We start from the raw sequence: 14,555 nt of genomic DNA, 5'->3' as shown, positions 1-14,555 counted from the left end.
TCGGCAGGCGGTCCGTCGCACGATTGTCGTCGCCAGGGAGATCGGTTCCCATGGACCTCAACACCATCACCGAAGTCATCCGGCGACCGGCCGACCGTCCGGGCCGGCAGTGGCGCGAAGGCGATGCCTGGCTGGCAGGCGGCACGTGGCTGTTCTCCGTGGAGCAGCCGGCCCTGCGCCGCCTGATCGACGTGACGGCGTTGCGCTGGGTCCCCCTCGTCCCGAGTGACAACGGCCTCGAAATCGGCGCCACCTGCACCATCCGCGACCTGTACGCCTTTCCGCTGCCGGATGACTGGAGCGCGGGTACCCTTTTCGCGCCGAGCTGCGAGGCATTCCTGTCCTCGTTCAAAGTCTGGAACTCGGCGACCGTCGGCGGCAATATCTGTATGTCCTTGCCCGCCGGCCCCATGATCACGCTGACGGTCGCGCTCGAGGCGAGGTACGAACTGTGGGCTCCTGACGGTTCGGTGCGCCTCGTCGAGGCCCTCGATTTCGTGACCGGCGACCATCGGAACGTACTCGCTCCCGGGGAGATACTGCGGCGTATCGCCATTCCGGCGCGCGCTCTGAGAAAGCGTGCCGCGCACCGCCGCTTCGCCCTGACCCACCTCGGCCGTTCCACGGTCTTTCTGATCGGTACTCATGCGCCGGGTGCGGACGATCTGCTGCTCACCGTCACCGCCGGCACCACGCGGCCCGTGCGCTTCGCTTTCGACGCCATGCCCGATGCCCGCACGCTCCAGCAGAGCATCGACGCCCTGCCCGCCGACATCTGGTTCGCGGATCCCAACGGATCGCCCGACCACCGTCGCCATCTGACCCGGCACTTCGCCGAAGAGATCCGCCGCGAACTCACGGCTGGGGGCCCGGCATGACCTATCTGGTGAACGGCGAGCGTTTCGACGAAGCACCGGACCCCGGCCAGTGCCTGCGCACCTTCCTCCGCGCACTCGGCCATTACGGCGTCAAAAAGGGGTGCGACTCGGGCGATTGCGGCGCGTGCACGGTGTGGCTGGACGGCGATCCGGTCCACAGCTGCATCACCCCCGCGTTCCGCGCGGAGGGCCATGAGGTGACAACGATCGAGGGACTCGGCTCTCCCGGCCATCTGCATCCGATGCAGCGGCAGTTCCGCGACGCCCCGGGCTTCCAGTGCGGTTTCTGCACCGCCGGAATGATCATGACGGCGACCACGCTCACCGAGGCCCAGAAAGCCGACCTGCCGCGGGCGTTGAAGGGCAATCTCTGCCGCTGCACCGGATATCGGGGGATCGAGGACGCCGTGCGGGGCGTCGTCGGCGTGGAGAGAGCCGCGCCGGGAAAGGCCGTCGGGACGAGCGTCGGCCCGCCGGCGGCCGACGACGTGGTCACCGGTCGCGCCGAATTCACGATGGACACGCACCTCGACGGCATGCTGTATCTCAAGGTGCTGCACTCACCCCACGCGCACGCCCGGATCCTCGCGATCGACAAGACCGCGGCCCTCGCGGTGCCCGGCGTGCACCGGGTCTACACCTGGGAAGATGTGCCGCGCAGGCGCTTCACCACGGCGATCCACACCGATCATCTCGTCGATCCCGACGACACCCGCATCCTCGACGACACGGTCCGCTTCGTCGGCCAGCGCGTCGTCGCCGTCCTGGCCGATACCCCGGGGGCGGCGGAAGAGGGCTGCCGGAGGGTCGAGGTGGAGTACGAGGTGCTGCCGGCGGTGTTCGACCCGGAAGAGGCGATGGCACCGGGCGCGCTACAACTCCACGGCTCGCACGATCCCTTCGTCCGCGACCCCGTGCGCAACATCCTGCTCGAAATCCATTCCCACCTCGGCGATATCGACGCGGGGTTCGCCGAGGCCGATGTGATCCACGAAGGCACGTACTTCTCACCGCGGGTGCAGCACGCGCATCTCGAGACCCATGGCTCGATCGCCTGGATGGAGGACGGCCGGCTGCACGTCCGCACCAGTTCGCAGTCGCCGTCGATCGCGAAGGTCAAACTCTCCCATCTGTTCGCGCTGCGTCCGGACCAGCTCCGGGTGTTCTGCAAGCGCGTGGGCGGCGGTTTCGGCGGCAAACAGGAAGTGATTTCGGAGGATCTGGTCGCGCTCGCCACCCTGGACACCGGACGGCCGGCCTGCTTCGAGTACACCCGTGAGGAGGAGTTCACCACGGCCTCGCCACGGCATCCGATGACGTTGACGGTCACGCTCGGCGCGAAGGCCGACGGCACGCTCACGGCGTTCCAGGTCCGCAATGTGTCGAACACGGGCGCCTACGGCAACCACGGCGGCGAAACGCTGTACGCGGGCGGCGCCGCCGTCATGATCTACCGCTGCCCCCACAAGAAGTACGACGCGTTCTCCGTCTACACGAACACCGTCCCGAGCGGGGCGCTGCGCGGTTACGGGATGACGCAACCGGCGTTCGCCGTGGAATCGGCCATGGACGAACTCGCGCTCGCCCTGCACCTCGATCCGCTCGCCCTGCGGCGACGCAATATCGTGCGACCGGGCGATCCGCTGCTCTCCATGGCTGCCGGCCCCGACGACGTGGTGTTCACCGAGGACGGACTCGCGAAATGCCTCGACCTGGTGGAGGAGGCCATGGCGCGTACGGCCGATACGCCGTCGCCCGGTCCCGGGTGGCTCGTCGGGGCCGGTGTCGCGAGTTCCCTGCACGAGACCGCTCCCCCGACCGAGCATCTCTCCGAGGCCTGGGTCACGCTCGGCGACGACCTCGTGTACGAATTGGCCGTCGGGACGGTCGAATTCGGTGAGGGCACGTCGACCGCGCATGTCCAGATCGCGGCCCACCAGCTGGGCACGACGCCGTCACGTATCCGTCTGGTGCAATCCGACACCGACCGCACGGGATTCGACACCGGCGCCTTCGCGAGCGCGGGTCTCTTCGTGGCGGGCAACGCGGTACTCCGTGCGGCCAACGCGGTGCGCGACCGCATCCTGGAATTCGCCGCCGCTCACACGGGCGTCCATCCCGTCCTGTGCTCGATGGAGGACGAGAGCGTCGTCTGCGGCGATCAGCGCGCGTCGCTGGCCGAACTCGTCGCCTCGGCCCGGGCGCGCGGGATCCGGTTCACCGCCGCCCGCAAGGCCTACGGCTCGCCCCGCAGCGTCACCTCCAATACGCAGGGCTTCCGCATCGCCGTCCATCGGGTGACGGGTGAGATCCGCATCCTTTACAGCGTCCAGGCGACCGACGCCGCCGTGGTCATCAACCCCGCGCAGGTCCGGGGACAGGTGGAAGGCGGAGTCGCCCAGGGGATCGGCTTCACGCTGACCGAGAATTACCAGGTCGACGGGGACGGCGTCATGGTCAACCCGAACCTCCGCAACTACCGCATTCCCAGCTGTGCCGATATCCCGCGCACCGATGTGCTCCTGGTGAACTCGACGGATTCCGTGGGGCCCCTGCGGTCGAAGGGGATAGCGGAATGCTGTATCAACCCCGTGGCCCCCGCACTGGCGAATGCGCTCCGCGACGCCACGGGCGTCCGCTACCGCGCGCTGCCCCTGACTCCGGAACGGATCTACCACCGGCTCACCGAAAGCCGGCCGGCGCCGAGGACCTGACGCCGTCAGCGCTCCCTGCCCCGGGGCTTCAGCGCCACCGGCGGCAGCGCCGGAGCCGCCAGCCGGTCGCCGTCGTAGCCCTTCACCTCGCCGAAGCGCGAGCCCGACATCCAGGCCGACCGGGCCTCCTCGACGTCCGCCTGCGACCGCCCCACGAAGTTCCACCACATCACGATCTTCTCCTCGAACGGCTCGCCGCCCAGGAGCAGCAGGCTGCTGTCGGAGTCGGCGCGCAGCGGCAGTTCGCCGCGGCCGCAGCCGAGGTAGAGGAGGGCGCCGGGGCCCAGGCGGACGCCGTCGACCTCGCTCTCGCCGGAGATGGTCAGCGCCGCGTACTCGAAGTCGGGGTCGACGGGAAGCCGGGTGTCGGTGCCGGCGGCGAGCGTGAGGTCGGCGCCGACCAGCGGGGAGTAGGTGGTGCCGGGCGAGGCGGCGCCGGCCAGTTCGCCGAGGAGGACGGTGGCGGACAGCCCGCCGCCGTCGATCACCGGCAGGTCGGTGTGGTGGGCGAAGGCGGGGGCGGCATCGCGGTGTTCGTCGGGGAGGGCGACCCACAGCTGGGCGCCGTGCAGGAACGGGCCGTGGCCGTGCGGGGATTCCTCGGAGTGGGCGATGGCCCGGCCCGAGGTCATCAGGCCCAGCTCCCGGGCCCGTACGGTCTGCAGGCTGCCGAGGCTGTCGCGGTGCAGCACCTCGCCCTGGTGGAGCCAGGTGACGGTCTGCAGACCCATGTGCGGATGCGGCGGCACCTGCATACCGGGCTCGGCAACGATGTCGTCGGGGCCGTAGTGGTCGACGAAGCACCAGGCGCCGACCATCCGCCGGCCGAGGTTCGGCAGCAGCCTGCGGACAACGGTGCTCTCGCCGAGGGGCACCTGTTTGCCGGGCTGGACATCGCGTACCGGGCCGGTGCGGCCGGTGCCGCCGCACACGCTGGGCGCGGGTCTGAGGTCGAGGTTGCTCATGGCGTCACGATAGGCGCGGTCGGGTGTGCGGTCCGGGCAGGCGCACGTCGCGCCGCGCGAGGGCGCCCGTCACGCATACAGCTCGCGCAGCCGTACCGAGAGGCAGGTCACGCAGCCCTCCAGCTTCTCGAATTCGCCGATGTCCACGAGGACCGGCTGATATCCGAGGCCGGCGAGGAGCTCCGCGCTCTTCGGTGCGCCGGCGGCCATCAGCAGCTTGCCGCCGCCGAGCAGGACGACATGGGCGCCGGACTCCTCCGGGACGGGCAGGAAGCGGGGGAAGAGGGCGGGGTCGTCGACCAGCGGCGGGTAGCCGATGACGGTGCCGTCCGGGAGGGCGGTGACCGCGGATTTGAGGTGCAGTACGCGGCTGACCGGTACGGCGACCACGCGGGCACCCAACGGTTCGAAGGCGGCGCGGAGTTGGCGGATGCCCTCGGCGTCGGTGCGGCCGCCGCGGCCGACGTAGACGGTGTCGCCGACCTTGAGGACGTCGCCGCCGTCCAGGGTGCCGGGGGCCCGGATCTCGTTGACGGAGCAGCCGAGGGCTTCCACCGCGGCGCGTGCGGCGGGCACCTCGGGGCGGCGGGAGCCGGCGCCGGGGCGGGTGAGGAGCGCGACATTGCGGAACATGACCACGGCGTCCTCGACGAAGACCGCGTCGGGGCAGTCGTCGGCGGGGGCGACCTCGGTGGTCTGCCAGCCGTGGTCGCGCAGCGCCTGGACGTAGGACTCCCACTGGCGCAGGGCGAGCGCGGGGTCGACCGGCTGGCGGTCGATATGGGTGACGAGGCCCTCGGCGAGGCGGGGGCCGGGGCGGCGTATGAGCGCGTGCCGGCTGGGCATGCGGATCCTTTCGGGCGGCGGTGGGGGTACGGGCGGGTCAGGCGCCGGTGTCAGGCGTCGGTGCCGTAGGTGGCGCGCAGGGCGTTGTCGACGGCGGCGAGGGCGGCGCGGTGGTCCAGGCCAAGGCGCCGGGCGCGGCGGGCATAGGTCTCGGCGGCCGCGGCGGCCTCCTTGTCGGCGGCCTCGCCGGCCGCCGCGATGAAGCTGCCGTTGCGGCCGCGGGTCTCGATCACCCCGTCGGTCTCCAGTGCGCGGTAGGCCTTGGCGACGGTGTTGGCGGCCAGCCCGAGGTCCTCCGCCAGGCCGCGGACGGTGGGGAGCTTGTAGCCGACCGGCAGGCCGCCGTCCCTGGCCTGATCCGCGATCTGGGTGCGTACCTGCTCGAACGGCGCGGCGGACGCCGCCGGGTCGATGGTGAGGGACAAGGGCTGCGGGGACACGGGGGCGCTCCTGTTGCTGGTGGTGGGGCGGGTGCGCGACGCCTCGTCTCCCGGGGTCCTCCCGGGATGCGTGACGTGTGCCTACCCGCCGGTGCGCTTGTTTGTCGCATCCATTGTGCGTCAGGAGCGCCCGCCGTGCCGGGAAGTGCTATCCCCCGGGGGTGGTCACAGTGCGAGGGTGGTGCCGGTCGTGCGCAGCCAGGCGTTCATGCCGAGGACGAGTTCGGCGGCCGGACGGATGTCGGCGGCCGCCCCGTCGGCGGTGGCATGCGCGGTGGCGGCGGCATCCAGCAGCGGCCGCACGGGGGCGTCGCGGTCGGCGCACAGGGCCTTCAGCTCGGTGCGCAGCGCCTCGTTGTAGCGCGGGTCCTGGGTACTGGGGTAGGGGCTCTTGACCCGGTCGGCGACCAGGTCGGGGAGCACCTCGCGGGTGGCGGCGCGCAGCAGCGACTTCTCCCGGCCGTCGAAGGTCTTCATCGCCCAGGGGGTGTTGAAGACGTAGTCGACGAGGCGGTGGTCGCAGAACGGGACGCGGACCTCCAGGCCGACGGCCATACTGGCCCGGTCCTTGCGGTCGAGCAGGACCTGCACGAAGCGGGTCAGATGCAGATAGCTGATCTCGCGCATCCGGCGCTGCAGGCCGGTGTCGCTGTCGAGGAAGGGCACTTCGGCGAGCGCGTCGCGATAGCGGCGCCGCTCGTATCCGGGCAGGTCGAGCTTGCCGAGCAGCCCGTGGTCGAGCAGGGCCTCGCGGCCGGTGTTGCCGCCGGCGAAGCGGCCGGCGATGCCGGCGGCGATCCAGGGGAACGTATCGGCGTGCACGGCCGCGGGGTCGTGGAACCAGCGGTAGCCGCCGAAGACCTCGTCCGCGGATTCGCCGGACAGGGCGACCGTGGACCGTTCGCGGACGGCCTTGAACAGCAGGTAGAGGGAGGTGTCGCCGTCGCCGAAGCCGTTGGGCAGATCGCGGGCGGCGAGCACGGCGGCACGGTGGCCGGGGTCCATCAGGTCGGCGGTGTCCAGGACGATGTCGCGGTGGTCGGAGCCGACATGCTCGGCCAGGGCGTGGGCGTAGGGCCCGTCGGGGGTGCCGCGCAGATCGTCGGGCGTGAAGTTCTCGGTGTAGCCGGTGAAGTCGACGGCGAACGAGCGAACCGGTCCGCTGCCCTGCTCCGCCAGCGCCTTGGCGGCCAGCGCGGTGATGGCGGAGGAGTCCAGGCCACCCGAGAGCAGGGTGCACAGCGGCACATCGGCGATCAGCTGACGGGCCACGATGTCGTCGAGGAGGTCCCGTATGTGCGCGATGGTGGTGTCGAGGCCGTCGGTGTGCTCACGGGCCTCCAGGGCCCAGTAGCGCGTGGCGCGCACGCCGGTGCGGCCGACCCGGACGACATGGCCGGGGCGCACCTCGTGCATGCCCTTGTAGACGGCGTGGCCGGGGGTCTTGGTGAAGGTGATGAGTTCGGCGAGGCCCTCGGCGTCGACGGTGGGCCGTACCGAGGGGTGGGCGAGGATCGCCTTGGGCTCGGAGCCGAACAGCACGCCGTCGGGGGTGGGGTGGTAGTAGAGCGGCTTGATGCCCATCCGGTCGCGGATCAGCAGCAGTTCCTCGGTGCGCGGGTCCCAGAGCGCGAAGGCGTACATGCCGTTGAGGTGCTCGGCGCACGCCTCGCCCCACTGGAGGTAGGCGTGCAGCACCACTTCGGTGTCGCTGTGGGTACGGAAGGTGTGGCCCAGCCCGGTCAGTTCGCTGCGCAGCTCACGGTAGTTGTAGACCTCGCCGCTGTAGGTGGTGACGACCAGGGTGCGGCCGTCGTGGTCCACCGTCATGGGCTGCGCGCCGCCGTCGAGGTCGATGACGGCGAGCCGGCGGTGGCCGAACGCGGCGTGGGTGTCGAGCCAGACTCCGGCCGCGTCGGGCCCGCGGCAGGCCATGGTCCTGGTCATCGTCTCCAGCGTGCGGCGCTGGGCGGTGAGGTCGTTGTCGTAGGAGATCCATCCGGTGATTCCGCACATGAAGCGGCTCCTCCTTCGTGGCATCGGCGGACCTCCGCGCCACTGCGGCGGCCCGCGGCAGCACCGTACGCGCGAATAGATGTAACGGCCACTGAAACCGTGCGGCGGCCGTACGGAATGAGCCAACCGGGCATCGGGGCGCCGCGGGAGGGGTGGGCACCACGTCTTCGGCTACCGGCCGTTCGCCGGGGAGTGGCGGTGTGTCCGCGCGCTGCGCGAGGGCTGAGGCACCGTCCGTGCCCGCCGCCTCACCCGGGCGGCGGCGCGAGCGGGACACCGCTCACCGCGGCGCCCCGGCCCGGGAGTTCGGCGATCAGCGCATAGCGCTCGTCGGTCACCTCCTTGCCCCACAGCGCCGGCTCGTCCACCAGGCTCTCCACCCGTATCCCCGCGGCCAACGGCGCGACGAGGGCGGTGAGTTCGGCGGCCGGCAGACCTATGGGCTCGGCCTCGCCCCAGCGGCCCTCCACCAGCACCAGCCGGCCGCCGGGAGCGAGCAGACCGGCCCAGCGGCGCAGCGCGGCAGGGGCATCGGGCAGCGCCCACAGGACATGGCGCACCAGCACGGCATCGAACCGCCGCTCCCCCACGGGCGGTTCGGCGGCGTCACCGACCAGGAACGCAGCCTCCTGGCCGGCGAGCTTGGCACGCGCCCGGGCGATCATGCGCGGTGAGCGGTCGACGCCCGTGACGCGATGCCCCTGTTCGGCGGCGAGCAGCGCCAGGCTGCCCGTACCGCAGCCCAGGTCGAGGACGGCGGCGGGCCCGGACGGCAGCCAGGTGCGCAGCCGGGCGGCCCAGGCGGCGCGGACGTCCGGGTCGCGCAGGCCGTGGTCGGGCTCGTCGTCGAACGAGGCGGCGGCCGCTTCCCAGTAGGCGGCGTCGGCGGTCGGCAGGGGCGATTCCCGCCGGCGGACACCGGGGTTGGCGGGTGCGTCGCAGGGCCGGCGGGACCGGTCGGCAGGGGCGTCGGTGCTCATGTTCCGAGGATGACAGCGACCACTGACAACGCCGGGCGCACACGGTTCCCGGGCAGGCTCCGCGGGCCACGGGCCGGTGCCGGGAAGAGCGCCCGGCGAGGGTGAGGGAGTACCGTGGAAGGGCCGGTACGGTGCGTCGAGGACGTCCGAGAAGGGCGTCCGGCGCAGGTGGTACCGGCATTGGACCGGTCATATGAGCGCGCCCCAGAGCAGCCGTGTCTCCGGAGACGGCGTCTTCGACCTCACGCGGACGGCCGTGGTGGTGACGGATCGCGCGGGGATGACGCAGGGCTGGACCGAGGGGGCCGAGCGCCTGCTCGGCTACCGGGTGTCCGAGGCCGTCGGAAAGCCCTTGGCAAACCTGTTCACCGGAGTGGACCCCGGCCCGGATCCGGAGAGCAAGTGGCGGACCCGGCTGGCGGCGGCGGACGGCTGGAGCGGCCTGGAGGCGGTACGCCACAAGGACGGGCACCGGCTCGACCTGGAACTGCGCATCCTGCCGGTCAGGGACACCGCGCACGGCTCCGCACGTCTCGTCCTCGCCGCCGAGATGGCACAGACACCCTGGTCAGGAGCGAGCCGGTCGTTCCTGGAGGGGATTTTGGGCATGTCCCCGATCGGCGTGGCCATGGTGAACGCCGATCTGCAGTTCGTGTGGCTGAACGACGCGCTGGAGCGGATGGGCGGCATCAGCCGCGAGGCGCGCCTGGGCAAGCGCCTGGGGGACGTCCAGCCGGGCCTGGCCGTGGAGGCCATCGAGGCGGAGATGCGCCGGGTGCTGCGCACCGGTCTCCCCTCGGTCGGCTACGAATACCTGGGACAGCCGCAGTCCGATCCGCAGCGGGAGCACGCCTACTCCACCTCGTTCTTCCGCCTGGAGGACGGCGCCGGCCAGGTGCTCGGCGTCTGCTACATGGTGCTCGACGTCACGGAGAGCTACCGGTCGCGGCAGCGGATGGCGCTGCTGAACAGGGCCGCGGAGCGCATCGGCAGCTCGCTGGACGTCTGGCAGACCGCGCAGGAGCTGTCCGACGCGGCGGTGCCGGATCTCGCCGACTTCGTCACCGTCGATCTGCTCGACGCGCTGCTCGGCGGGGAGCAGCCGGCCGCAGGACCGGTCGATGCCACGGCGCTGTTCTCCATGCGCCGGGCGGGCCAGCAGTCCGTGCGCGAGGGCTGCCCGGAGGCGGTGGTCGCGGTCGGGGAGCGGGCCTCCTACCCTCCGTCGGCGCCCGTGGTGCTGAGTCTCACCGAAGGCAACTCCACGCTGCTGCAGACACTCGACCTGGCCGACGGCGACTGGGCGGCCGAGGACCCGGTCCACGCCGCGCATCTGCGCGGGCTCGGCTTCCACTCCCTGATGGTGGTGCCGCTGCGGGCGCGGGGGGTCTTCCTGGGAGCGGCCGCGTTCGCCCGCTGGCAGCACACCGGGCCCTTCCAGCCCGACGACCTGGTGCTCGCCGAGGAATTCGTCACCCGCGCCGCGATGGCCATCGACAACGCCCGCAGATACACCCGTGAGCACACCACGGCCCTCGCCCTCCAGCACAGCCTGCTGCCGCGCGACCTTCCCGACCAGTGCGCGGTGGACGCGGCCTACCGCTATCTGCCGGCCGACTCGCTCAGTGGTGTCGGCGGCGACTGGTTCGATGTGATCCCGCTGTCCGGGGCCCGGGTCGCGCTGGTGGTGGGCGACGTGGTCGGCCACGGGGTGCACGCCGCGGCCACGATGGGCCGGCTGCGCGCCGCCGTACAGGCGCTGGCCGATCTTCCGCTGTCCCCGGAAGAGGTGCTGGCGCACCTCGACGACATGGTCAACCGGGTCGCCGACGACGCGAACACCGGCCCCGCCGACACCGCCGGCACCCCGGGCACCGCCGGCACCCCGGGCACCGCCGGTGGCGCCGACACCGCCGGCAACGGAGTCGTCGGCGCCACCTGTCTGTACGCGGTCTACGACCCGGTCGCCTGCAGTTGCACGCTGGCCCGCGCCGGTCACCCCGCGCCGCTGCTGGTGAGCCCCACCGGCGCCGCCGAACTGCTGGAGCTGCCGACCGGGCCGCCGCTGGGGCTGGGCGGGATGCCCTTCGAATCCGTCGAAGTGCCCCTGCCCGAAGGGAGTTTGCTGGCGCTCTACACCAACGGGCTGCTGATGGGGAAGGCCCTCGACCTCGACGGGGGCATCGCCCGGCTGCGCGGCGCCCTGGCCGATCCGCAGGCACCGCTGGAGAGCCTCTGCGACGCGGTGGTCGAGGGCCTGCCGGGTGCCCGGCCGGTCGACGACGTGGCGCTGCTGCTGGCACGCACCCGGGCCCTGCCCCATACCCAGCTGGCCACGTGGGAGATCCCCGCCGATCCGTCGGCGGTCGGCGAGGCGCGCAGGGCGGCGGCCGCCCGGCTGGCGGAGTGGGGCCTGGAGGAGCTCGGCTACTCCACCGAACTGATCGTCAGCGAGCTGGTCACCAACGCCATCCGGCACGCGACCGGACCGATCAGCCTGCGGATGATCCGGGCACGGGCGCTGATCTGCGAGGTGTCCGACGCCGGCAGCACCGCACCGCACCTCCGCCATGCGCGGACCACCGACGAGGGCGGCCGCGGGCTGTTCCTCATCGCCCGGTTCGCCCAGCGGTGGGGCACCCGCCACACCTCCCAGGGAAAGATCATCTGGGCCGAACTACCCCTCCGCGCAGCCCCCTTGAGCGCCGCGGCGAACGACCTGAGCGCCCTCGCCGCGGACCTCGGCGACCCGTCGGCGTTCTCCACTGCGGACGAGCAGTGACGTGGGGGCCGGCCGGCGGCGACACCGGTCACAAAACGGTCATACGGTCGTCAACGTACCGGAAAGGTGCGCTTCTACCTTCGCTTGAGAACGAAGAGCCGAAGGAAGGAACCGCATGGCCAGCACGACCGCCCAGGCGCGCACTCCCCGAGAAGCGCACGCCGAAGGTGACGACGCAACGGACCGGCCGGCCCCGAAAGGGCGGATGCTGGGGATCGACGTACTGCGCGCGCTCGCGATCCTCGGCATGGTCTGGCTGCATTTCACGCTGACCGGTTGGGGGAGCCCCGCGCCGCCGGGGCAGCCCGCCGATTCCTCGCTGAACTGGATCAACGGGCTCCTGGGCACCCGCTCTCGGGAGATCTTCTTCCTTCTGGCAGGGGTGACGGTCGCCTTGCTGACCGGCGGTACGTCCGTACGCCGCGGCCGGGAGCGGGTCACCGCCTGGAAGCGGGTGACGGTCCGTGCGGGAATGCTGTTCGTGCTGGCACTGGTGCTGGGCGAGCTCGGCGTGTGGGAACTGCAGATCCTGCACTACTACGCCCTGTGGCTGCTGCTCCTCCTTCCCCTGTCGGTGCTGCGGGTCAGGACCCTGCTGATCATCGCCGGTGTGCTGGCGGTGGCCTGCCCGGTATTCAAGATCGCTGCCGACCACGCGGGAGCGAGCTGGGGATTCCTGCCGGGCATGTCCCCGGGCATGCTCCCGAAGGAGTCCGTGGGCGGCTTCGCCCTGCTCATCCACCCGGGCGAATGGCTGCCCACCCTCCAGAACGTCATCTTCGGCTTGGGAAACACAGGCCAGGACACCCTCTCCGTGCTCCCGTTCCTGACACTCGGGCTCGCGCTGGGCAAGCTGGACCTGCGCGCGGCCGCGGTACGGCGACGGATGATGGTGGCCGGCGCGGGAACGGCTGTGGCCGCACTCCTGCTGTCGCTGGTCTCGATGTATCCGCTGGGTGCCGTGGAGACGGTCAACGCGTACAAGAATCCGCCGGCGGCCGCGACGGCTGCGCCCGGCAGTGCACCGTCCGCACCTCCCAAGCTGCCCAAGGCACCCTGGGAGTCGCTCGTCACCATGGGCCACCCCGGCCCCGCCGACAAGCAATTCAGCGCCACCGAGGGCACCTTCATGCTCGGCACGATCACCGCACTGCTCGGCGGCCTGCTCACGCTGATGGACAAGCGCCTGTGGCGGCGGCTGCTCCGCCCCGTCGCCGCCTTTGGCAGCATGGCTCTGACCTGGTACTTCGGTCACTTCCTCTGGCTCAATTACCTCGCGCCGGTCAAGGCGGCCGAAGGCGGGACGGCCGGCCGTTCCTTCCTGTCCTTCGCCGTCTTCGCCGTGGTCTCGCTCACCGTGTCCCTGCTGTGGCGGAAATGGCTGCGCCGCGGCCCTCTGGAATGGCTGGTGCACCAAGCCGTCACCGTCGCGGTACCGGGCCGACGCCACCGCGCGGGCCGCTCCCGCTGAGGCACGCCACGCGCGAACCCTGATTGCCGACGGCGGCCAACGGGCCTCCCCTCCCCCACGCCGGGTCGGGCAAGGCCCGTCGGCCGGGGGCGCGGTGCCCGTTTCCTCCCCGCCTGCCTGTGCCCCCGCTTAGCCGTGTCTTAAGCGCACCATAACGATCTCCCGCATCGCCCTTCGGGCCGTAAATCCGCTGCTCAGCGGGGCTAGCGTGCTTCTCGCAAGGCGGCGTTGCGCGGCGCCGGCGCCGTTCACCGGGGGGCGGTGCCGACGTGCGCATCCCGACCCCCCACCACGGTGCCGCCCTTGCTTCCCCCCCTGCCCCGGCTGGATGCCCACTGATGAAGGAGACCCCCACGATGACCGCTCGTCGTAAGGCCACCGGGATCGCGCTGGCCGGTGTCGCGCCGCTCGTGCTCACCGTGCTCACCGCGAGCCCGGCCGCCGCGCACGGTTCGATGACGGATCCGGTGAGCCGGGTCTCGGCCTGCTACGCGGAGGGGCCGGAGAGCCCGCAGTCCGCGGCGTGCAAGGCCGCCGTGCAGGTCGGCGGAGCACAGGCGCTCTACGACTGGAACGGGGTGCGGGACGGCAACGCCGGCGGCAAGTCGAGGACGAGGATCCCGGACGGCAAGCTGTGCAGCGCCAACAACCCCGCGTACAAGGGCCTGGACCTGGCGCGCGCCGACTGGCCGTCCTCCCGTATGCGGGCCGGGACGCACACGTTCCACTACAAGGCCACCGCTCCGCACAAGGGTTCCTTCGAGCTGTACCTCACCAAGAAGGGCTATGACCCGGCCGAGCCGCTGAAGTGGTCCGACCTGGAGTCGAAGCCGTTCGTGAAGGTCACCGACCCGAAGCTGACCCATGGCGAGTACGTCTTCAGCGGGAAGGTGCCGGCGCGGTCCGGGCGCCATCTGATCTACAGCGTCTGGCAGCGGTCGGACAGCCCGGAGGCGTTCTACACCTGCTCCGACGTCGTGTTCGGGAAGGGCGGCGGGGCCGCAAGCGCCGCCGTGAAGTCCGCGCCCCTGGCCTCCGCGCCGACCGACAGCCAGATCGCGGCGGGCGCCGCGAAGTCGTCGATGGACATGAGCCACCACGACCACCAGGGCGCCGGTGCGGACGGCCACCCGGGCACCGTGCGGTCGGCGAGCGCCGACAGCCCCGCGGCGGGCGGGAGCCCGGACGCTTCCGGCAACGCCCCGCGGCCCGACGGCGGCGCCCGCCCGGCCGGCACCCGGCAGCTGGCGGAGACCGGTGGTGACAGCTCCACCGCCCCGCTGGCCGCCACCGGCGCCGCCGTCCTGGCCCTGGGTGCCGGCGTGCTCCTCGCCACCACCCGCCGCAAGGCCGCCCGGTCCCGCGGCTGACCGGTCCCGCGCCGGATCGGCCCCTGGCTGATCCGGCGGCCCGGCCGCCGGGGAAACGGCGCCGCCTCCCCGTCCGACGCACGGGGAGGCGGC

The 14,555-nt window shown here is 71.9% G+C and carries 10 protein-coding genes; 5 read left to right on the top strand and 5 right to left on the bottom strand.

The window, feature by feature from the left end:
* Positions 1 to 50: 50 nt before the first annotated feature.
* Positions 51 to 878: an FAD binding domain-containing protein gene (locus OIU81_RS29165; protein WP_329152543.1), complete on the top strand. Its 828-nt coding sequence runs from the start codon at positions 51 to 53 to the stop codon at positions 876 to 878.
* A complete protein-coding gene (locus OIU81_RS29160; protein WP_329152542.1) occupies positions 875 to 3,592 on the top strand; it encodes a molybdopterin-dependent oxidoreductase in 2,718 nt (905 codons plus the stop codon). Before OIU81_RS29165 ends, OIU81_RS29160 begins: the two co-directional genes overlap by 4 nt.
* Before the next feature lie 5 nt (positions 3,593 to 3,597).
* Here the strand turns inward: OIU81_RS29160 and OIU81_RS29155 are convergent, their stop codons facing one another.
* The 5 genes from OIU81_RS29155 to OIU81_RS29135 form a co-directional block, all read right to left on the bottom strand.
* The gene (locus OIU81_RS29155) at positions 3,598 to 4,557 is read right to left on the bottom strand and encodes a pirin family protein (protein WP_329152541.1); all 960 of its coding nucleotides are present in this window, start codon (positions 4,555 to 4,557) and stop codon (positions 3,598 to 3,600) included.
* A gap of 69 nt (positions 4,558 to 4,626) precedes the next feature.
* Positions 4,627 to 5,403: a dimethylargininase gene (gene ddaH, locus OIU81_RS29150; protein WP_329152540.1), complete on the bottom strand. Its 777-nt coding sequence runs from the start codon at positions 5,401 to 5,403 to the stop codon at positions 4,627 to 4,629.
* 50 nt (positions 5,404 to 5,453) lie between these two features.
* Positions 5,454 to 5,843: a GntR family transcriptional regulator gene (locus OIU81_RS29145; protein WP_329152538.1), complete on the bottom strand. Its 390-nt coding sequence runs from the start codon at positions 5,841 to 5,843 to the stop codon at positions 5,454 to 5,456.
* A 165-nt stretch (positions 5,844 to 6,008) separates the two neighbouring features.
* Positions 6,009 to 7,859 (bottom strand): asparagine synthase (glutamine-hydrolyzing), encoded by a 1,851-nt coding sequence (gene asnB, locus OIU81_RS29140; RefSeq protein ID WP_329152536.1) that lies wholly within the window; start codon positions 7,857 to 7,859, stop codon positions 6,009 to 6,011.
* Between the two features lie 248 nt (positions 7,860 to 8,107).
* Positions 8,108 to 8,839, bottom strand: coding sequence for a class I SAM-dependent methyltransferase (locus OIU81_RS29135; protein WP_329152535.1), 732 nt, complete (start codon positions 8,837 to 8,839; stop codon positions 8,108 to 8,110).
* Between the two features lie 193 nt (positions 8,840 to 9,032).
* On the opposite strand from OIU81_RS29135, the gene OIU81_RS29130 reads away from it, so the two are divergent.
* From OIU81_RS29130 to OIU81_RS29120, 3 genes are all read left to right on the top strand, one after another.
* Positions 9,033 to 11,621, top strand: a complete 2,589-nt coding sequence (locus OIU81_RS29130; RefSeq protein ID WP_329152533.1) for a SpoIIE family protein phosphatase — start codon at positions 9,033 to 9,035, stop codon at positions 11,619 to 11,621.
* Between the two features lie 115 nt (positions 11,622 to 11,736).
* Positions 11,737 to 13,092: an acyltransferase family protein gene (locus OIU81_RS29125; RefSeq protein ID WP_329152531.1), complete on the top strand. Its 1,356-nt coding sequence runs from the start codon at positions 11,737 to 11,739 to the stop codon at positions 13,090 to 13,092.
* A gap of 356 nt (positions 13,093 to 13,448) precedes the next feature.
* Positions 13,449 to 14,462 carry a lytic polysaccharide monooxygenase gene (locus tag OIU81_RS29120; protein ID WP_329152529.1) on the top strand — a complete coding sequence of 338 codons (1,014 nt, stop codon included), beginning with the start codon at positions 13,449 to 13,451 and terminating at the stop codon, positions 14,460 to 14,462.
* Positions 14,463 to 14,555 lie beyond the last annotated feature (93 nt).

It is taken from the genome of Streptomyces sp. NBC_01454 (assembly GCF_036227565.1).
In the GTDB taxonomy this organism is placed as follows: Bacteria; Actinomycetota; Actinomycetes; order Streptomycetales; family Streptomycetaceae; genus Streptomyces.
Note: the sequence above shows the minus strand (reverse complement) of the source record. Positions and strands in the feature narration are given on the sequence as shown.